A 20,796-nucleotide genomic window follows, 5' to 3' on the forward strand; every position below is an offset into this window, starting at 1 on the left:
CCTTTATATAAATATTCTTCGTATTTCAGAAAAATCCTTTTCTTCTCTGCATGAAAAAACCCCGCGATATTTCGCGGGGTGATGGATCATCATGGTGCGCTCGGCGGGAGTCGAACCCACGCTTTCAGCTCCGGAGGCTAACGTCCTATCCACTGGACTACGAGCGCAAAGCACATGGTGCATTATAACGCAAAAGTATCTATTTGTCGATATTTTTTTCTTGCTCCGCGCGTGCGCCATCCTCCTCATCGGCACGATGTGCCGCCGAGATGGGTGCAAAATAGTCGCGAACCGCAATGATATCGTCCTCGATGAAGAGTGCTACAGGCGATTCACGCAGCATGACGAGCTCCAAAAGGCGTGCCTGCGCCGCAGCATCCTTCTCCTTCATCGCTGCAGACTCGGCGGCTGCACGCGTCAGCGTCACTGCCTTCTGCTGCGCCGCCGCATAGTCATCGGTCTTGCTGAGAATGGACGCGAGATGGTCGTAGACATCATCCGACAGTTCCAGCGGAGGTGCATTTTTCTCGATGCGGCTGCGCTGTTCCTGCATGTCCTGTTCGAGTGACGAAAGCCGCTCGCGCGTCACCGACAGGCGTACATTCCCCGCCTTGGCATCGGAGAGGATCTGATGATAGCGCGTCCAGCCGCGGTCGAGCTCTGCGACCTGCTTCTGATACGCCGCCCACCACGGCATGAAGTAGTCCTGATCCCGCGCAATCGCGGCGCGCTGCTCCTGCGTCAGCGGAGCAGGAGCACGCTCCGGCAGCTGCATGTGGACAACGATGGCACAGAGTACTGCAGCAAGCGCGACAAAGACAATAAAGATCCGATGCGGCAGATAGCGAAACAGCAATATGAGCAGCAGCAGGACAAGGACGACAAGAGCATAGATCAGCATCGCTTACGATCCCCCACGCCTTCATCAGCACGGCGACGGAGTGCCGCACGATCAAGAATGTGAATACAGCCGCGCGAGGCACGTACCATGCCCTCCTGCGCAAACTCACCAATCAGACGGCTGACGACCTCACGTGCCGTACCGAGCGCCTGTGCCGTCTGTTCATGGGTCAGGCGAATCTCACTGCCCGCCGTGCGTTCGGTCTCTGCCAGCAGGAATTTTGCCAAACGCTGGTCGGCGGGAGTAAAGAGCATCTGCTGAAACCGCCACAGCATCTCTGAGAGACGGTGAACGGCACCCTCATACGCCAGCAGCCGCGCGTGGATGTTCTCCTCGAGAATCTTATGGCAGACGCCCATCTCCGAGCTGAATAGCTCCGTATCTTCCGCCGCCGTAATCGTGACCTCGCAGGAAACACTGCCGAGAAATGCTGCGCTCGAAAGGAGGGCGACTTCGCCGACGCGCATGAAGCAGAGGGTCAACTCGCGCCCCTCATCCGTGACGACGTAGACGCGCAGTGTGCCGGATACGATGTGCAGTGTTCCGAGATGCCCAAGCGCACCGCGATGAATGATCTCCCCTTTGGTGCAGCGGCGATAGTGCGTATGAGCAGCTAGGAGAGCACGCTGCTCTGTCGTCAGCGGCTTCCACAGATCAAATGTATCGATATAATCCTGAAAAGGACGTGCCTTTGACACATGTTCCGACATAATCATCCCCCCTTTTTCGTTTCATTTCCTTTCCACGGCTATGCCGTTTTTACAGCGGACAGTCCCGCCTGTGCCCCCTCGTACACAGCCTTGGCGATCTGCAGCAGACCACCCGTGCAGTCCCCTGCTGCATAGACATGAGGGACATTAGTCGCCATGTGTGCATCGACGGCGATCCTGCTGCCGTCAAGCCGAACGCCCAGTTTTTGTGCCAGCGCCGTACTCCCTGCTACACCGACGGCAAGAAAGACTCCATCCACGTCCAGCGACGTCTCATCGGCAAAAACAACGCGCTCCACGCGGCGCTCCCCCTCGACATGAAGCAGACGGCGCGTATCGACGGAGACGGCAGGAGGAAAGGAAACCTCTGGTGCGGCGCCATTCGTCAGGAGCGTCACGCGTGCAGCATGCGGGAGCAGGATCTGCGCCTCATGCTGCGCGTATGCCCCTGCCCCAATGACAGCGACATGCCGTCCGCGATAAAAGAACGCATCGCAGACCGCACAGCTGCTGACACCGTGACCCTCGAACGCGCGGATGCCCGCGACGGGGAGTCCCGCACGCTGTGCTCCTGCAGCCAGAATCAAGGCATCTGCTTCATAGCTGCGCTGCCGTCCGACGACAATATAGCCGTTACCTTCCGGCGGCGAGGCAAAGCCCACCACCTCATCGCGTTCAAATACAACGCCCAGACGACGGGCACCCTCACTGCCGCGATGCAGAAGCTCCGCCCCGGAGATAGGTTCCTCGAAACCATAGTAGTTCTCGATCCGATCGGCAGCGGAGAGTGCCCCGTCGTCCTTGGCGACTACCGTCACATCGGCACCGCCGCGCCGCGCATAGAGCGCAGCCGAGACACCGGCGGGACCGGTGCCGACAATCACAACATGCATACCTGTCTCCTATATAGGAAGCACGAATAAGTTCAACACTACCATCCTGACGCATCATTTTATCAGTGATTTCTACAGATGCGAAAAAGGGACGTCTCATGGGACGCCCCTTCCTCCCTCCATCGATATCGTCGGCTCAGTGATGATTGAAGAGCAGACTTACCGAACGATGACTTTGAATGCGCACAATCACATCGGCGAGCGACTGTGCGAGCGAGAGTACGACGAGTTTTTCCGACTGTTTCTCCGGTGCGAGCGGAATCGAGTCCGTAATGACCAGCTGATCGATCACGGACGCGTTGATCCGCTCCATGGCCGGATCGGTCAGAATCGCATGGGAACATGCTGCCAGTACGCGCTTCGCACCACGCGCGGCAAGTGCCTTTGCGCCCTCGCAGAGCGACCCAGCTGTGTCGACAATATCGTCGATCAGGAGTGCCGTCTTGCCCTCGACATCACCGATGAGGTTCATGACCTCAGCACAGCCGGGACACGGACGTCGCTTTTCAATGATGGCAATCGGCGCACGGAGGAAGTCCGCCATGATACGCGCACGCGTCACACCGCCCAGATCCGGCGAGACGACAACGAGATCCTCGATGTTCTGCTCACGGAAGTAATTTGCTAGTACCGGTGCTGCGGCAAGGTGATCCACAGGAATATCAAAGAATCCCTGAATCTGTCCTGCGTGCAGATCGACGGTGACAACGCGCGTCACCCCTGCCGTCGTCATCAGATCGGCGATGAGTTTCGCCGAGATCGGCTCGCGACCGCGCGTCTTGCGATCCTGCCGCGCATAGGCATAGTAGGGGACGACCGCCGTAATGCTGTGTGCCGACGCGCGTTTGCACGCATCCGTCAAGATCAGCAATTCCATGAGGTTGTCGTTCACAGGATAGCTGGTCGGCTGAATGATGAAAATATCCTTCCCGCGGATACTCTCCTCAATCATCACCTGGATCTCACCGTTGTTGAACTGTCCGACGAATGCCTCACAGAGCGGAATGCCAATGCGGTCTGCGATTGCTTTCGCCAGCTGTGGATTGGCATTTCCCGTCAGGATGCATACATTATCGGCCGGAAAACTCATCTCTCTGTTCCTCCCAAATACCGAGCGTGCGGTTATTAGTGAATACACAATTCATACTTAGTATAGCACGCACACCAGCATTTGGGAAGCCTAACAGGGGCTTTTTCATTTTTCTGTTATTAGCTACGCTTGTCGTGCCAGCCCTCGACCTCCTTCTGACGTGCACGGGCGATGGAAAGTGTATCGGGCGGGACGTCGTGTGTGATGGTCGATCCCGCAGCGACGTAGGCATTCGTTCCGACCGTCACAGGAGCAACGAGGTTGGAGTTACACCCGACGAAGGCATGATCTCCGACCACCGTGCGGTACTTTTTCTTCCCATCGTAGTTCACCGTGATCGTGCCGCAGCCCATGTTGACGTGCGCGCCCATATCACAGTCGCCGATGTAGGAGAGATGCGGCAGCTTCGTTCCCACGCCGATGTCGGAGTTTTTGACTTCGACGAAATTCCCGAGCTTAACGTCCGCAGAAATATGACTGTCGGGGCGGATGTGATTGAACTGCCCAAGATCCACATTATCGTCGATCTGTGCATCGTGCACATAGGCGTAGTGTGCCTTGACGCCATTGCCGACCACGGTGTTCTGAAAACGCACATGAGGACCGATGCAGCAGTCCTCACCGATCACCGTATCGCCCTCAAGGAAGGTAAAGGGATAGATTACCGTGTCCATGCCGACACGAACATCGGCATCCACGAAGGTCGTATGCGGGTCGATAATCGTCACCCCGTCCGCCATCAATTCCTCTGTCTTGCGCCTCCGCAGGATGCGCTCAGCGATGGCGAGCTGACTGCGCGAGTTGATGCCGAGTGTGCTCTCGTAGTCGTCTGCCGCAACCGCCCAGATCTTCTCCCCCGCATCGCGCAGAATGCTGAGCACATCGGGCAGATAGTACTCACCCTGTGCGTTGTCATTCGTCACCTTGGCCAGCGCCGAAAAAAGCGCCTGTGCGTCAAAGCAGTAGATCCCGGCATTGACCTCGTGAATCTGACGCTCCTCCTCCGTCGCATCCTTGTGCTCGACAATCTTCAGAACCTCGCCATTGTCACGGCGCACGACACGCCCGTAGCCCTTGGCGTTCGGCATGATGGCTGTGAGCACACTCGCCTTTGCCCCCGCCTGGACATGTTCCTCGTGGAATCGTGCCAAGAGCTCTGCCGTAAGGAGTGGGGTATCGCCACAGAGCACCATGATCGTCCCGTGCTCCTCGCCGAGGAGCGGCTTTGTCTGCAGAACGGCATGCCCTGTCCCGAGCTGTTCTTTCTGCTCAACGTACTCCACGCTGTCCCCGATCGCCCTGCGCACTGTTTCGCCGCCAAAGCCCGTGACGACAATATTGCGGCGTGCGCCCGCCGCATCTGCTGCATCTATGACATGCTGCAGCATCGGTTTTCCTGCTGCGCGGTGCAGCACCTTCGGCAGCTTCGATTTCATGCGCGTTCCCTTGCCTGCTGCCAGTATCACCGTTATAAAATCCAACATGACACGCCTCCCTTTTTCCATCGCTGCCTATTCGGCATCGCTGCCATTCCGTTTGGAGCGCCGCTTGAGCAAGGGCGTCCCCGTCTTCTTTTCCTGTTCCTCAATCGCACAGAGCAGCGTCTGCTCCGAGTTCTCCATGTGCTTCGCCGCCATTTTGCGCGCACGGCGGGCATCGCCCGAACCGATGGCATCGACAAGAGAGCGGTGCTCCTCCAGAGTCGCCTTGAGACGCCCGGGATACGACATGGAAATCGTGCGAAACCGCGTCAGCTGCTCGCGCAGATTGCCGATGATCGCGAGCAGGCGCTCGTTGCGCGCTGCCTGATAGAGCAGCTCATGAAACTCGATGTCCGTCTGCACGATACGCTCCATATCATGCTCCTCGATCGCGCGTCCGATGGCGACCAGGAGGCGTTCCAGCCGCTCCTGCTCCTCCTCCGTGATGCGCTCTGCCGCCAGCTCACAGGCCAGTACCTCAAGTGCGGCACGGATCTCGAAGATCTCGTTGATGTCACGGATGGAGACGCTCGCCACGTAGGCACCGCGCCGCGGAACGGTGACGACGTAGCCCTCCTGCTCCAGCTTGCGGATCGCCTCGCGCACGGGGGTACGACTGACGAGCAGCTCATCGGCAAGATCGTTCTCCTTCAGCCACTCCCCCGGCTTCAAGACGCCACCGCGAATCGCCTCGCGCAGCACCTCACAGACGATCTCGCGCAGGGGCTGATAACTGTTGACCACAACCGGCGATAATTTTCCTTGCATAGCTATATCCCTCTGCCTACTGCTGACCCCTCACATCTGCCCCATCGTATGCGTCAGATGTACGTCAGCATCTGTCTCCTGCCGCATCATTTCTGCCGCACGCGCTGCATCATCTGCATCAGTAAATATGCCGAATACCGTGGGGCCGCTGCCCGACATCATCGCACAGACCGCCCCTGCCGCACGCAGGCGCGCGCGATAGTCGCCGACGACGGGATGTGCCGCCTCCGTTATGGGCTCGAGCACGTTTGCTGCCATACGCAGGCACGCCGCTATATCCCCTGCATGGAGCGCACGCAGGAATGCCGCACGATCTGGATGCTGCGTCGGCGGATTTGCATCATAGGATCGGTACGCCCACGGGGTTGAGACCGCCACAGGCGGCTTTGCGAGGACGACCGGCAGATCGAATGCAGCGGGCAGATGCTCAAGCACCTCGCCGCGTCCCGTGGCAAGTGCCGTCCCTCCCATCAGGGAGAACGGTACGTCCGAGCCGATCTGCGCTCCAAGACGGCAAAGTTCTGCATCGGATTGTCCGAGCGCATAGAGCTCGTTCACGCCGCGCAGCGCAGCCGCCGCGTCTGCACTCCCGCCGGCAAGGCCCGCTGCAATGGGAATTCGCTTGTCGATGCGGATGTGAACGCCGCCGCGCACGCCACACTCCCGCATGAGAAGCGCCGCTGCGCGATAGGCGAGATTTCGCTCATCCGCCTCGAGTCCCGGCAGGTCAACCGTCAGCGTGATCCCCGACTCCTGCTTGGTGAGCGTCAGCGTATCGGCGAGTGCGAGGGACTGCATCACCGTCGCGATTTCATGGTAGCCGTCCTCACGCTGCCCGAGAATGTCGAGCAGCAGGTTGATCTTCGCATACCCATTTACCGCCACCATCGGCAGACCTTCTTCCATTGTGCAGAGGATTTGCACCACATAACGTCACAAACTCCTTCTTCTCTCAGATTAGCAGGATTTTGAATTATATTCAATAGTTTCCAATTAAAAAATAGTAATTGGATCGATATCTATGGCAACATCATCGCGCAGATGCATCCCCTGTTCCCGCAGGAAGTCCTGCACATCGACCAAGTCGGCTACCTTGATGAGTACGACAAAACGATACTCCCCACGTTCCTGTGCGATGAGTGCCGGAGACGGCCCAACCAGCATATATCCCTGTCGCCCATGAAACTCGTTCTGAAACACATCCGCGAACGCAGCTGCTGCATCCCATGCGCGCTGCCGATCCATCTGGTGAAAGAGGAGCTTGACGAGACGGCTCAGCGGCGGATAGAACAGCTCCCGCCGCAGCACGATCTCCTGTGCGTAAAACGCCTCGTAATCCTGCCGCAGAGCAGATTGCACCGCATAGTGCTCCGGATTGTACGTCTGGACGATGACCTCGCCGCGCGCACCATGGCGCCCTGCGCGTCCCGCCGTCTGCGTGATGAGCATGAAACATCGTTCTGCCGCACGAAAATCCGGAAGATTGAGGCTCGCATCCGCACTGATGATGCCGACCGTCTGAACGCCGGGCAGGTCGTGCCCCTTTGCCACCATCTGTGTGCCGAGGAGGATGTCGTAGTCGCGTCGACGAAAATGCGCAAGGATCTCCTCATGGGCGTGTTTGCGTCCCGTCGTATCACGGTCCATGCGGATCACACGAGCCTGTGGGAGCAGCTGTGCCAACTCTGCCTCGAGCTTTTCCGTGCCCGCCCCGAAATATTTGATGCAGCGGCTGCCGCATTTGGGGCAGACCGTAGGTACATCGGCACGCAGATCACAGTGATGGCAGACGAGAGTACCGTTGGCATGGTAGACCATCGGCTGCCCGCACGCATGGCAGGAGAGCACGAAGCCACAAGCGCGGCAAAGGACAAACGTCGAATAGCCGCGCCGATTCAGCATGATGATCGCCTGCTCACCGCGCGCCAGCGTCTCCGTCAGGAGATCACGCAGATCGTTGGAGAGGATCGTGCGCCGCCCATGACGCAGCTCTTCACGCATATCGACAGCACGCACGTGCGGCAGTGGCTGCGCACCGATGCGCTCCGGCATGCGGAGGAGCGTCAGTTCCCCGGAGAGCGCCCGTGCATACGTCTCAAGCGAGGGCGTTGCGCTCCCCATGATGAGGATCGCCCCATGCCGACGTGCCAGGATCTCTGCGACAACGCGTGCGTGATAGCGTGGGGACTCATCCTGCTTATAGGACATATCCTGTTCCTCATCGAGGATGATGCAGCCGACGTTCCCCGCCGGCGTAAAGAGCGCGGACCGTGCGCCGATGATGACCCCCGCTTCGCCGCGCCGCACGCGGAAGATGGCATCGTTGCGCTCGGCAAGTGAAAGGCGGCTGTGCAAGACGACAATATCTCCGGCAAAGCTCTCTTGAAACGCCGTGATGAGCTGACCCGTGAGCGCGATCTCCGGCACGAGTACGATGACCTGCCGCCCTGCGCGCCGAACGGCTCGAGCTGTCTCCATGTAGACACGCGTCTTGCCGCTCCCTGTCACCCCATGAAGGAGATAGCCGTGAAACGTCTCCGCGGCAGCGCCTGCCTGCAGTGCGGCGACGGCATGCTGCTGCGCCTCCGTCAGCGTCTCCCCGCACGTCTCACGCGCCCCTGCCGCATAGCTGTCACGCACCTGACGGCGCAGGTGCTCCATGAGAATATGCGCATCGGTCAGATGTCGGATGGTCGCGGTCGTAATCCCTGCCTGCTTCAGTTCTGCGAGCGTGTGCTCGCGCTCCATGCGAAAGAGCTCCAATGCGCGCCGCTGCGCCGGTCTCCGCGTGAATGCACGGAGCAGTTCCTCCGTAATCTCGCCCGCCGTATAGTACTTCTCATACTTTGCCTTGTCACGCCGATCGGCACGGTATTCCTTGCGTATGAGGCCATAGCGCAGGAGCTTTTCCAATGCCCCATCCACATCGCACGCCGGCAGAGCCGTCCGCAGCTGTGCCCCGCGCTGCTCGCCATACTCGCAGAGGCAGTCGTAAACGGCGCGTGCTGCCGCATCCATGAGGATGGGATGCGTTTCATCCACATCCTCTGCCGGCACATAGGCGGAAAAAATACGCAGCCCACTCTTGCCCGGCATAAAGAGCCGCATCATCTCTGCCGCAGAGCAGAGATAAAATGCCGCCAGCTCCTGTGCCGCTGCAAGCAGCTGCGGCGTAAACCACGCCTCCTCATCCACAGGCTCGAGAATCGCGCGCAGACGATGTGCGCCATCACGTGCCGCATCGTAGGGGCGTACGGCGACGACGAATCCCTCAACACGCACCTTGCCAAACGGGACGAAGACACGCCATCCTACATCGATCTGCGGCAGCGCATCCGGCACGACATAGGTAAACGCCGTGGCAATACTCTTGACGGGAATGTTGACATAGACATCGGCAACCGTCATGCCTTCCCCTTTTCCGCAAAAAAGAAGCCGTCACACGAACACATCCGTGCAGCAGCTCCTTCCCTCCCGTTCGTCTGATTATCCAATGACCGCCTGATTGGCGAGAATCGCCTTGCCTGCCTGACAGGCAGGACAGATACAGGTATCCTCGCCCTGCTCTTTTGCCTTCTTCGCAGCAGCTGCCAGTTCCTGCGCTTTCTTTTCACCAAAGACCTTGACGCCGTCCGGTGAATCCGTGAACCCAATGAGCTGATCAATCGTCAGCACATCGCCCTTCAATTCCTCGACCAGCGTGTGGAAGGAAGCGTGCTCCTCTGCAGTTCCCGCTGCGCGGAGAAAATACTCTGCCTTCTCCTTCAGTCCCGCATAGACCGACGGTGCTTCTGCCAATTTCTTTACTTGAGCAATCACCTCTTCACGACTGAGTGCCATAACAACATCTCCCTTCGAAGTCATTGATACGATAACATAATCTATTTGTTATTATAGGGCATGACACAGTGTTTGACAACAGAAAACAGCCAAATAAACATAACTATTATAAATCTTTATTTGAGAATAAATATTATTTTTTCTGCACATCTTTGACTTTTTGACAAACCAGATGTTATACTATCAGCATAAAGGAGGGATTACCATGTCAATCTTAAACAATATCGAGGACGCACAGGTGCTGTCACTCAAGGACCAGGTTGCCTATGCAGACGGACAGGTCGTCAGCAAGACGCTCGTCCAAAATAAAGGTCTCGGCATCACACTCTTTGCCTTCGCCAAGGGCGAGGGCATCAGCACGCACGAATCCAAGGGAGACGCGTTCGTCACAGCGCTCGACGGTGCGGGCATCATCACCATCGACGGTGAGAAATACGAACTCCACGCCGGTGAGAGCATCGTCATGCCCGCCAACCACCCGCATTCCGTCTATGCGACAAAAGATGTGCCGTTTAAGATGCTTCTCGTCGTCGCATTCCCCGAGGCTTAGGGAAACACTGATAAATTCAGCACCGCCGTCTTAGCACATCTTTTTCGCCCTGTCTGTGTCGACAAATCCTCCACATAGCCTCTGCTATGCGTCCGGTTTGTCTCCTTGACAGGACAAAAAATCTGTACCAATCCGACGGACTGCATTTTATCAGCGATTCCCTAGAGAATCACTGATTCGCGAAAATAGAGCTGCGTTCCATAACACAGTTCTATTTTTTTTGCCGCTCCTGCATGAAGGCACGCGGCGACGTGTGCATATACTTTTTGAACACACTGCAAAAATTCTTATAGTCGCCAAATCCATTCGCCTCGGCGACCTCGTAGACGCGATATTTTCCTGATGCCAGCTGACTTACTGCCTTATGCAGACGCTCCCGCGTCAGCGCCTCGAGGAATGTCTGACCCGTCGTCTCTTTGAACTTGCGGCTGAGATAGCTCGCACTCACACCAGCTTCCTCCGCCAGCTGTTCAATGCTGAGTTTTTCATGATAATCGCTGCGAATCCGCTCCATCGCATGGCGGACGTAGGGGTTCAGCCCCTCATCCGAAAAATATCGTGCCCAATCGAGCCCCTCCGACAGTGGAGCAGGCTCTATTTTTTCTTTGCCGTGCTCTGCAAGGCGATGCAGAAGCGCTGCTAGTTCTTCCTCGTTGACCGGTTTCAGCAAATAATCTGCGGCATGGAGTTCAATCGCCTTTTTGGCATAATCGAACTCCGCATAGCTCGTGAGAAAGATGAGCTGCGGCAGAATCCCCTCATCGCGTGCGTGCTCTGCCATCGTGATCCCATCCATGCGCGGCATACGGATGTCCGTCAGGAGGATGTCGGGATGCGTTGTGCGCAGCAGCTCCAGCCCAGCCGCACCGTCGGCGGCATCACCGACGACAACGCAGTCCATCGCCGCCCAGTCAATGGTACATACCAGTCCCTTGCGAATGATCTCCTCATCCTCGACAATCAGCACACGCTGCATTTTCCTCACCTCCGCTGCGTCGAATCGGCAGCACCATCTCCACGCGCGTACCGCCCGATGGTGGGCACGAAATCTTCACACCGTATTCCACGCCATAGAGCAGGCGAATCCGACGGTCGATATTATAAAGCCCCGTATGCACGGAGCGGTTCTCCCCCTCCGCCATCATCGTCCGCAGACGATGCAGCGTTTCTGCATCCATCCCCAGCCCTCTGTCCTCAATGACAATATGCAGCTGCTCTGCCTCCATGGTCATCCGCGACACGATCTCTATGTTCCCCTCTGCATCCGCACCATAGTGGATGGCATTTTCCACAATGGGCTGAAGGAACAGCTTTGGGACGAGACAAGTCTCTGCCCCTTCCTCCATCTCCTCGCGATAGGAAAACCGCGCCCCAAAACGCAGCCGCTGAATCTCAATATAGCGTTCCAGATGACAGAGATCCTCGGCGAGCGTCACCTGCCGCACACGATTGTCAATGCTGTAGCGCAGGAGTGTCGAAAGAGCAGAAATCATACGCACGGCATCGTCGGGGGCGAGCTTCGTCATGAACTTGATATTCTCGAGCGTGTTAAAGAGAAAGTGCGGATTGAACTGTGACTCAAGCTGGCGGAGTTCCGAGATAACCCCCGCGCGCGCCTCCTCCTCGTTCTCACGCATCAGGCGGACGAGACTCTCCGCCATGCGGTTATAGGCGGCGGCAATCTCCTCAAACTCATTATCTGAGCGGATCACAAGTCTCCTCTGCAGATCGCCGTGGCGCACCGCGCGAAACGCATCCACGATTTCGCTGACCGCCTGTGTCTTATCGCACGTCTCACGCCGCACACTGACGACAATCAGCGGCAGCATGAGCAAAAAGACGCCGAGAAGAATCGCCGCCCCCGTTGCAAATTGAGCGATTCGACTGCCGAGCGGAAAAAGCGCATAGATGGTAAATCCCCCGTCCAACACCTCAGATGCCGCATAATAGTGCTGCCCATCCACGCTGACCAGCCCCGTCCTACCGTCCAATGCGGGCACGATTTTTTGAAACGCACTGTCCCGCAGTGTGGGCATTGTGACAAATGGTGCACGTTCCGCGCGGTCGGTAATGACGATGTGTAACTTCTCCCCCGTCTGCAAATGCTGTCCCAGTTCCCGCGCGGGCAGGACAAAGACGGCATAGCCTTCGATTGTCGATGTAGCGTCCCCCGTGCTAGGAGCATAGCGAACTGCCTGCCCGACAACATAGTCCCAATCCTGCGCGCCGTTTGGGACAAACTCCGCTACGCTCCCCTCCTGTCGCTCCATGCGCGAGAGTACGCCCCAGTGCATTGACGGAGGCAGAAGATATGGCGGAACCTCTTGCTCTGTGGAAAAGAGAACGTGCCGCTCCACGTCTAGGAGGAAGAAATGCGGCTGTGAACCATAGCGGTTGAGCTGTGCGTAGATGCGCTCCATCGCGGCACTTCGCCCATTTCCGTCCGCATGGAATCCATCGAGTCCACCCGCTGCGATCGCTGCGGCACGCTCCTCATAGTCCTGCGTCAGCTCCGTAAAGATTGCCCCTGTTGCCCGTACCTCCTCCTCCGTGTGGGCGGCAACATTCCGTTGCCAGTATAACGCTGCCAGCAACAGACAGATCACCGTGATGAGCACGACGGGTACAATGGCATACAGAAGGAGTGCACTACGCACCTCATCTTGAAATTTCCGCACGCACTCCCTCCTCATACGGCATACGAACTAATTAAGGAAGCACTGATAAATTCAGCACCGCCGTCTTAGTACATCTTTTTCGCCCTGTCTGTGCCCTAGAATCCTCCACATAGCCTCTGCTATGCGTCCGGTTTGTCTCCTTGACAGGACAAAAAAATCTGCACCAATCCGACGGACTTCATTTTATCAGCGATTCCTTAACATCCGACTCTATTATACCAAATTTGGGCAAAAACAAAAATACCGAGGTGTTGCGCCTCGGTATCTTTATCCTCACACAGCGTTTACTGGACGCTCGTAAAGATGTCCTTGAACTTGTCCAGCCACGACTTCTTATTCTTCTCGACAACCTGCTCATTATCATCGATGATCTTGATCTGATCCTTCGGCAGGAGGCCGACAGGCGGATCCACATCGTCACGCACGGAGCGGCGATGGAGCTGCGAGGCGATAATGCTCTGTGCCTCTTTGCTCGTAATGAAGTCGATGAACTTCTTCGCATTCTCCATGTGCTTTGCATTCTTGATGATATAGATGCCGTCCGGCTTTGAGATAACGCCTTCCTTCATGTAGACGAGCTTGACGGGAGCGCCGTCGGCGACGTATTTCGCGCCGCCCTCTTCAAAGGTCAGACCGACAGCGTACTCACCGTCAGCAACGCCCTTGTAAACGGCAGACGAACCGGAGAGGAGCTTGCCGTCCAGATTGCGGCAGAGCTTCTCCACATAGTCCCAGCCCTTGTCCGGATCACCGTTCCCCATCGCATAGAGCATATTGATGAGATGCTCATAGGAGGACGAGGACTTCGACGGATCGGCAAACGCGATCTTGCCCTTGAGCGCAGGGTTCAGCAGATCCTCATAGCCCTCAACCTTCACATCGCCGATGAGGTTCGTATTAATCATGATAACGCTCGGAATATCCGTAAAGCGCGTCATCGGTCCCTCGGTGTTCTTGAACGCGGGCTGAATGTGATCCTCGTTCACCGAAGTATAGTTCTCAAAGAGCGCCGCCTTCGGCTTCATCGTATTGAGTGAGCCGCCCCAGAAAATATCCCCGAGAGGATTTGCCTTCTCGGACTCGACGCGCTTTAGGAGCTCGCCCGTACCGGCGGCGATGACCTCCACCTTTACACCGCTCTCTTTCTCAAACTCCTCGACAAGAGGGTTGATGAAGGCAAGTGGATGCGGGCAGTAGATGACGAGACTGTTGTCGTCTGCCTTTGCCGCCTGCTTCTCACCACCGCTCCCGCCGCCGCAGCCACTGAGCGCGGTGCCGAGAACGAGGGATGCCGCGACGGCGGCAATCACCTTTTTGAATCGCATGAGATGACCTCCTTTGACAAAACTGCCAAACCTATAACATCATCGGGAACGTGCCCGAAAAAAACGCATTAGAGGGTAACGTCGCGGCTGCCCGACACGCGGAAGAAGATCAGCATCGCGGCGATCGTCGTGAGCGTCAAGATCGTCGAGAGTGCTGCCGCCGTACCGTAGCTTGCACGAATGACCTCCGTGTAGATGGCGACCGACATGGTCTTGGTCGCGCCCGTGAAGAGGATGACCGAGGAACTGAGCTCATTGATCGCCGTAATCCACGAGAGGATCGCGCCGCTCATGACACCCGGGAGCATCATCACCGCCGTCACCTTAAAGAAGGTTTTCAGCGGGGACGCACCAAGACTGATAGACGCCTCCTCGATGCTCGGACTGATCTGATAGAGAATCGCCGAACTTGAGCGCAGGGTATACGGGAGGCGACGGATCACGAGAGAGATGATGATGATGAGTGCCGTCCCCGAGAGGAGCAGCGGTTCTTCATTGAACGCGAGGAGCAGCGTGATACCAAGAACAGAGCCCGGGATGATGTACGGGAACATTGTCAGCGTATCGATGATGTCCGTGAGCAGGCTCTTGCGCCGCGTTGTCAGATAAGCGACCGTCATACCGAGGAAGACGATGATGAGGATGGCCGCCGTACTGTAAAGATAGGTGTTCGAGATCGCCGTCCCCAGACTACTGAAGATCGTCGTATAGCTCTCAAGTGAGTAGCCGCCCGTAAAGACCGCACCATTTGTCTCCAGGAATGAGGTGTAGACCACAACGAGCTGCGGGATGAGCGACAGTGCGACGAGCAGATAGATGGCGGCGTGCATCAGTACATTCCGTGCACCGTGCAGCTCTTTCACCGCAATCGGGCGCAGGGAGCTCATCGTAAACGACTTGCGGCTCACCACATACTTTTGCAGCAGGAAGATCGTCGAGGTGATGACGACCATGATCGCCGCCATCGCTGCCGCGAAATTCGCCTGATCGCCGACCTCGTTGATGAACTCCGAGTAGATCATGACGGGCATGACGTTGAACCCCTCACCGATCAGCATCGGCGTACCGAAGTCCGCCATCGCATTCATGAACACCATGAGTGCCCCTGCGAGAATGGTCGGTGTGATGAGCGGTACAATGACCGTCGCCACTTTGCGGATACCGCTGCAGCCAAGACTCTCTGCCGCCTCCACCAAGGCCGCATCGATACTCTTCATCGCACCGGCGGCATAGAGGTAGATGAATGGATAGAGCTTCAACGTCAGCACGAGCAGAATGCCTGAAAAGCCGTAGATCGACGGGAACTCATAGTGGAACGTCGTCTGCAGCCACTGCGTCAGAATGCCGCTGCGCCCGCCGATGAGAATCCATGAGTACGCGCCGATGAAGGGCGGCGAGAGCAGCGAGATGATGATGCAGATCTCGAGTGCCGTCTTGCCACGCACACGGAAGAGTGTCATACAGTACGCGAGTGCCGTTCCGATTACGATGGCAAGCACCGTCACACAGGCCGTCACGCTGAAACTGTTGATCATCGACTGATAGTAATATTTTCGCTCGAAGAAATGTGTGAAGTGCTCAAGCGTGAACTCCCCCGTTACGGCATCCTGAAACGCCGAGATGAAGAGGGAAAAGAGCGGATAGATGAGGAAGAGTCCGAACACGGCAATCGACAGAGCCGTGATGCCCGTCCAGAAGTCGAGGCGCACGCCATGCTTACTCATAGTGCACCACATCCTTCAAAATATTGCGTGAGCCGTCTGCCGTGAAGACATTGACACGCTTTGCATTGGGGCGCAGACAGACCGTATCCCCAACCTCCAGCTGCTGCTCAGCATGGCCGAGATCCTGTGAGAACTCGATGGATGCCTGATGCGGCAGGATCATCTCATCGGCGAAGCCGAGGCTGTAGTTGATGTACTTGCCGAGGAACACCTTTGTGCGCACCTCACACGAAAGTCCTTCGGACTGAATGGACAGTTCCTCGGGGCGCACGGAGACGACGACCTCCATTCCGTCCTCTGCCGCATCCTCGATCCCCTCCATGGGCATCTCCCAGCCATTGCGGAAGACGACGCTCGTCTTCTCTCCCGCCCGCTTCACCGTGGCGCGGAAGAGATTGGAGTGCCCGATGAAGGTCGAGACAAAGATGTTCCACGGGCGCTCGTAGATGGTCTGCGGACGCGCCGTCTGCTGGATCTCGCCCTTGTTCATGACAGCAATGCGGTCGGAGATCGAGAGTGCCTCCTCCTGATCATGGGTGACATAGACCGTCGTGATGCCAACCTGTTTCTGTACCGCGCGGATCGCGGAACGCATCTCCACGCGCAGCTTTGCATCGAGATTGGAAAGCGGTTCATCCATGAGCAGTACGCTCGGATGGATGACGATGGCACGGGCAAGTGCAACGCGCTGCTGCTGACCGCCCGAGAGACGTTCAGGAAGGCGATCCTGATAGTCCGTGATCTGTACCACGTCGAGGATTTTATCGACGCGCTCCTTCATCTCCGCCTTTGGCACCTTACGCAGCTTCAGCCCATATTCTACATTCTCCCGCACGGTGAGATGCGGGAAGATCGCATAGCTCTGGAACACCATGCCGATGTTGCGCTGATGCGCGGGAATGTCATTGATGCGCTTCTCGTTGAAGCAGATGTCGCCACCCTCGATGCTGTTGAATCCTGCGATCATGCGCAGGAGCGTCGTCTTGCCGCAGCCTGAGGGACCAAGCAGGGTAAAAAACTCTCCATTTCGGATATGCTCCGTGATCCCCGGGATAATGGTGAGATCACCGTATTTCTTGACGGCATTCTCGATCTCTATCGCTACGCTCATTTTCACTCCTCCAATCGGAAATACGCACGATCACACTATTATTTATTTAATTGTATGTATTATACAAATATTTGCGATAGAATAATATCCTTAAAACTGCAAAAATATCCGGAAAACTGAACATACAAAAACAGCCCATCCTCGCGAATGAGCTGCAGCGCATTGAGAACTATACTACCGTCCTCGATGGAACGATCCCCCGCCGCGGTACGTATTGACAACGCAGGTGAATACTTGTCCGCACGTCGGACACTGAATCACATGATCGATGATGTCGTCCACCCAACATCCATCTTTTTTCTCTTCTCCGAGAGGACAGGTTCCCTCCACGAGGATAAAGCCCTCGTCGGCGACCAATCGCTTCATCTGCTCAATCGTTCGCTCATACTGGCGCGGAGAGGAGAAATGAGGCACTTCCTCGACCTCTGAGCAATGTCCGCACACATTCATTCCTCCCAGTGAAATCTACTGCGTCAGGATAGCTTCTGCTGCCGCCATCACGCCGAGCGCTGCGTGCTCGAACGTCAGCCCGCCCTGCAGATAGATGCAATATGGCGCGCGCATGGGGCCATCGGCACTCAGTTCGATCGACGCCCCCTGCACGAATGTCCCTGCCGCCATGATGATCTGATCGGTATAGCCCGGCATATCCCACGGCTCCGGTGCGGCAAATGCATCGACCGGGGACATCGCCTGAATGGCACGTGCAAACGCCTTCATCCGCGCAGCATCCCCGAGCTCAATCGCCTGGATGATGTCGCCGCGCACCTCGTCAAAGCGTGGAAACGTACGGCAGCCAAGCCCCTCAAAGATACCAGCGGCAAAGACCGCTCCCTTGAGTGCCTGTGCCACAACATGTGGGGCAAGAAATAGCCCCTGAAAGAGGAGGCGATTCGAGATGAGACTCGCACCGAGTTCATCGCCCATCCCCGGTGCAGTGAGGCGGTAGGACGCCATCTCGACGAGGTCACCGCGCCCTGCGATATAGCCGCCCGTCGGGGCAAGTCCGCCGCCGGGATTCTTGATGAGAGACCCCGCCATGATGTCCACATCCGCGATTGCCGTCGGCTCCTCCGTCTCCACAAACTCGCCATAGCAGTTATCCACAAAGACAATGCAGTTGGGATTCGCCGCCTTGATGCGCGCGCTGACGGCACGGATATCTGCGATGCTGAGCGGCTGACGCTCACTGTAGCCGCGCGAACGCTGGACGAGTGCCACCTTCGTCTCGGGCGTCACGATGCGTGCGATACCGGCCAGATCCACGCGCCCATCACGCATGGGCAGTTCATCGTAGGAGACGCCGAACTCCTTCAGCGATCCACAGCTTTCATGTGCCCACCCGATCACCGTCTGCATCGTATCGTAGGGGGTGCCCGTGACGGAGACGAGGCGGTCGCCGGGACGGAGAATCCCGAACAACACCGTCGCGAGAGCGTGCGTCCCCGAGACGAACTGCGTCCGCACGAGAGCACGCTCCGCACCAAAGACGCGTGCATAGAGCTCATCCAGTTTCTCGCGCCCGAGATCGCTGTACGCATAGCCCGCACTCACGTTAAAATGCGCATCGGAGACACGGCATTCCCGCATCGCATCGAGCACCTTCTTCGTGTTCTCTTCCGCGACTGCATCCATGCGCTCAAACGCACTGCGCGCGCGTGCCAGTACATCCGCCCGCAGGCTGCTCAGTTCATCTCTCTGCACAATGTCCTCCCGTTTCCATCATCCGCGATTTTCCTCCTGCTCCCTCGCCCATTGTTCCGCTGTAAGATGCAGATAGCGCACGAGATGCAGCTCCAGCCGCTGCTCCAGCTCTTCCAGATCGGACGCATCAAAGTCATAGCTCACATAGGGCATCCCTGCCACATGGTACTCACCAAAGAACTCATTGCGATAGCAGTTATAATAGATGCCGACGTCGTTCCCCTTGGCAAAGTCCACATAGTCGATGATGAGGAATGAACCGTTCGTCAGCTGTGCCGGAGCCGCAGGTCGGACGAAGAGCGAAAATCCCTCCATCTCCTCGGCAAGAGCTGCTCCATACGCCCACGTACGGATCGCATCACACACGGGAGCAAGCTCCTGCGTCGCCAACGCCTCCGCATGCAGCTCCGCCGTCACACGCGGCAGATTCCGTGTGAGCTCCCGCCCGAACGTCTCCAAATCCCCACAGACAAAGGAGGGCAGGGCAAAACTCACCACCCCGACCGCAACGCGCACCTTGTAAGTCTTTGTGCCGTCGTCATAGAAGCCCACGATCGCACGGTGCTCTGCAGGCGCGTCATAGCGAAAGAAATCATACTGCCCCTCATGCTCCTGCCGCATCTTGGAGAGTGTAAACCCATCCAATTCCTTCGGCAGTGTATCGAGCACCGTCCATGCCGCAAGCGCTTCGTCTACTTCCTTCGTAAACTCCTCCGCCATCGTACGCGTCCGTTACTTCCCCGTACGACCGCGCTTCGTCATGGGGATTCCCTTGGCGCAGAGCGGGCAATGCTCGGGCGTATAGGTCTCCACATCCATCGTGAGGAGGGCGGTCGCAGGCACATCACCGAACGTCGCCTTGCCGCCGCTGCGATCAACGAGCATCGAGACCGCCACGGGGACAGCACCCGCCGCCTTCACCACGTCGATCACCTCTTTGATCGAGCCGCCCGTCGTCACGATGTCCTCGACAATCAGCACACGCTCGCCCTCACGCAGGGAGAAACCGCGGCGGAATGTCATCTTGCCGTCCACGCGCTCCGTGAAGATTGCACGGGTTACGAGTGCCTTCCCCGTCTCATGCGCAAGCAGGATGCCGCCCGTCACGGGGCCAACGACCGTCTCAATCCGCGCATCCTTGAACTTCTCCGCCATCGCCTCACAGAGCTGCTGCGTGTACTGCGGATGCTGCAGCACGTTAAACTTCTCCACATAGTGCGGGCTATGCAGCCCCGATGTCAGCAGAAAATGCCCGTCCATAATCGCGCCTGTCTGAACCAGCAGTGCGCGCACCTCATCCTGCGTCATCATATCTCCTCCAACTCCTTCAAAACAGCCTCTGCGGCCGCACGCGGATCCTCCGACGCATAGATGGCACGCCCCACCACGATCTGCGACGAGCCGGCGCGAAGTGCTGCCGCCGGAGTCATTACCCTGCGCTGATCGTCATGCGCCGCACCGGCGGGACGAATTCCCGGTGTCACGATCCAAAAATCGCGGCCGCAGGCGCGTCGAATCGCCTCCGCCTCCACGGGGGAGGCAACGACACCATCCAGTCCCGCCTCCTGCGCCAGCGATGCACGGCGCAGCACTGCATCCGCGACGGTTCCCGTATGACCGAGCCCCGTCCAGTCCTCCGCATCCATGCTCGTGAGCACCGTCACACCGATCAGCTTCGGACAGGGGACGCCCTCCTCCTCTGCCGCGCGGTGCAGTGCCTCTGCGGCTGTCCGCATCATGCGCAGACCCCCCGCCGTATGGACATTCAGAATGTCGGGACGCAGACGCAGCAGAGAGCAGAGCCCGCCTGCTACAGTATTCGGTATATCGTGCAGCTTTAGATCGAGAAATACCTTCTTTCCCTCTCCTTTCAGCCATGTGACAACGTCACCGCCGAGCGCATAGAAGAGCTCCATGCCAACTTTGTAGTAGGAAACACTGTCCCCCAACTGTCCGACCAGTCTCTCTACAGCCTCGCGTGTATGGACATCCAGTGCAGCAATCAGACGTTCATCTGCCAT

The 20,796-nt window shown here is 57.5% G+C and carries 21 protein-coding genes and 1 tRNA gene; 1 reads left to right on the plus strand and 21 read right to left on the minus strand.

From position 1 onward, the window contains the following. Positions 1–92: 92 nt before the first annotated feature. From C1713_RS03385 to C1713_RS03430, 10 genes are all read right to left on the minus strand, one after another. Positions 93–167 (minus strand) — tRNA-Arg (locus tag C1713_RS03385). 32 nt (positions 168–199) lie between these two features. Next, positions 200–901, minus strand: coding sequence for a hypothetical protein (locus C1713_RS03390; RefSeq protein ID WP_009442289.1), 702 nt, complete (start codon positions 899–901; stop codon positions 200–202). After that, positions 895–1,611 carry a Crp/Fnr family transcriptional regulator gene (locus C1713_RS03395; RefSeq protein WP_039980826.1) on the minus strand — a complete coding sequence of 239 codons (717 nt, stop codon included), beginning with the start codon at positions 1,609–1,611 and terminating at the stop codon, positions 895–897. The genes C1713_RS03390 and C1713_RS03395 overlap by 7 nt, the downstream gene beginning before the upstream one ends. 38 nt (positions 1,612–1,649) lie before the next feature. Then, complete coding sequence (locus C1713_RS03400; RefSeq protein ID WP_102493047.1) at positions 1,650–2,504, minus strand: NAD(P)/FAD-dependent oxidoreductase; 855 nt, start codon at positions 2,502–2,504, stop codon at positions 1,650–1,652. A 136-nt stretch (positions 2,505–2,640) separates the two neighbouring features. Then, entirely contained in the window at positions 2,641–3,594 is a 954-nt protein-coding gene (locus C1713_RS03405) for a ribose-phosphate diphosphokinase (protein ID WP_102493048.1), read from the minus strand. Between the two features lie 119 nt (positions 3,595–3,713). Beyond that, a complete protein-coding gene (glmU, locus tag C1713_RS03410; protein ID WP_102493049.1) occupies positions 3,714–5,078 on the minus strand; it encodes a bifunctional UDP-N-acetylglucosamine diphosphorylase/glucosamine-1-phosphate N-acetyltransferase GlmU in 1,365 nt (454 codons plus the stop codon). 27 nt (positions 5,079–5,105) lie between these two features. Then, positions 5,106–5,843, minus strand: coding sequence for a GntR family transcriptional regulator (locus C1713_RS03415; protein ID WP_009442294.1), 738 nt, complete (start codon positions 5,841–5,843; stop codon positions 5,106–5,108). 30 nt (positions 5,844–5,873) lie between these two features. After that, a complete protein-coding gene (ispE, locus tag C1713_RS03420; RefSeq protein WP_039980828.1) occupies positions 5,874–6,731 on the minus strand; it encodes a 4-(cytidine 5'-diphospho)-2-C-methyl-D-erythritol kinase in 858 nt (285 codons plus the stop codon). Positions 6,732–6,836: 105 nt separating this feature from the next. Continuing rightward, entirely contained in the window at positions 6,837–9,251 is a 2,415-nt protein-coding gene (priA, locus tag C1713_RS03425; RefSeq protein ID WP_102493050.1) for a replication restart helicase PriA, read from the minus strand. 78 nt (positions 9,252–9,329) lie between these two features. After that, entirely contained in the window at positions 9,330–9,683 is a 354-nt protein-coding gene (locus tag C1713_RS03430; protein ID WP_170950759.1) for a hypothetical protein, read from the minus strand. A 205-nt stretch (positions 9,684–9,888) separates the two neighbouring features. On the opposite strand from C1713_RS03430, the gene C1713_RS03435 reads away from it, so the two are divergent. Further along, the gene (locus C1713_RS03435) at positions 9,889–10,233 is read left to right on the plus strand and encodes a cupin domain-containing protein (protein WP_102493052.1); all 345 of its coding nucleotides are present in this window, start codon (positions 9,889–9,891) and stop codon (positions 10,231–10,233) included. On the opposite strand, the gene C1713_RS12325 is transcribed toward C1713_RS03435, so the two are convergent. The 11 genes from C1713_RS12325 to pyrF all read right to left on the minus strand — a co-directional run bounded on the left by C1713_RS12325 (position 10,230) and on the right by pyrF (position 20,796). Continuing rightward, positions 10,230–10,379, minus strand: coding sequence for a secretion protein HlyD (locus C1713_RS12325; RefSeq protein ID WP_245870955.1), 150 nt, complete (start codon positions 10,377–10,379; stop codon positions 10,230–10,232). The genes C1713_RS03435 and C1713_RS12325 overlap by 4 nt on opposite strands. 65 nt (positions 10,380–10,444) lie before the next feature. Then, the gene (locus C1713_RS03445) at positions 10,445–11,209 is read right to left on the minus strand and encodes a response regulator transcription factor (RefSeq protein ID WP_009442300.1); all 765 of its coding nucleotides are present in this window, start codon (positions 11,207–11,209) and stop codon (positions 10,445–10,447) included. Continuing rightward, entirely contained in the window at positions 11,181–12,911 is a 1,731-nt protein-coding gene (locus tag C1713_RS03450; RefSeq protein ID WP_102493053.1) for a sensor histidine kinase, read from the minus strand. The genes C1713_RS03445 and C1713_RS03450 overlap by 29 nt, the downstream gene beginning before the upstream one ends. Before the next feature lie 284 nt (positions 12,912–13,195). Continuing rightward, a complete protein-coding gene (locus C1713_RS03460) occupies positions 13,196–14,236 on the minus strand; it encodes an ABC transporter substrate-binding protein (RefSeq protein ID WP_009442302.1) in 1,041 nt (346 codons plus the stop codon). Positions 14,237–14,304: 68 nt separating this feature from the next. After that, positions 14,305–15,960: an ABC transporter permease gene (locus tag C1713_RS03465; protein WP_050344073.1), complete on the minus strand. Its 1,656-nt coding sequence runs from the start codon at positions 15,958–15,960 to the stop codon at positions 14,305–14,307. Then, positions 15,953–17,071 carry an ABC transporter ATP-binding protein gene (locus tag C1713_RS03470; protein WP_009442304.1) on the minus strand — a complete coding sequence of 373 codons (1,119 nt, stop codon included), beginning with the start codon at positions 17,069–17,071 and terminating at the stop codon, positions 15,953–15,955. The genes C1713_RS03465 and C1713_RS03470 overlap by 8 nt, the downstream gene beginning before the upstream one ends. A 174-nt stretch (positions 17,072–17,245) precedes the next feature. Then, a complete protein-coding gene (locus C1713_RS03475; protein ID WP_009442305.1) occupies positions 17,246–17,515 on the minus strand; it encodes a hypothetical protein in 270 nt (89 codons plus the stop codon). Positions 17,516–17,536: 21 nt separating this feature from the next. Continuing rightward, positions 17,537–18,775: a methionine gamma-lyase family protein gene (locus C1713_RS03480; RefSeq protein WP_102493054.1), complete on the minus strand. Its 1,239-nt coding sequence runs from the start codon at positions 18,773–18,775 to the stop codon at positions 17,537–17,539. Between the two features lie 18 nt (positions 18,776–18,793). Then, complete coding sequence (locus C1713_RS03485; protein ID WP_102493055.1) at positions 18,794–19,495, minus strand: hypothetical protein; 702 nt, start codon at positions 19,493–19,495, stop codon at positions 18,794–18,796. Between the two features lie 12 nt (positions 19,496–19,507). Beyond that, complete coding sequence (gene pyrE / locus C1713_RS03490) at positions 19,508–20,083, minus strand: orotate phosphoribosyltransferase (protein ID WP_102493056.1); 576 nt, start codon at positions 20,081–20,083, stop codon at positions 19,508–19,510. Next, positions 20,083–20,796, minus strand: coding sequence for an orotidine-5'-phosphate decarboxylase (pyrF, locus tag C1713_RS03495; RefSeq protein ID WP_039981513.1), 714 nt, complete (start codon positions 20,794–20,796; stop codon positions 20,083–20,085). The genes pyrE and pyrF overlap by 1 nt, the downstream gene beginning before the upstream one ends.

The sequence above is a fragment of the Centipeda felix genome (genome assembly GCF_900186465.1).
GTDB classification, from domain to species: domain Bacteria; phylum Bacillota; class Negativicutes; order Selenomonadales; family Selenomonadaceae; genus Centipeda; species Centipeda felix.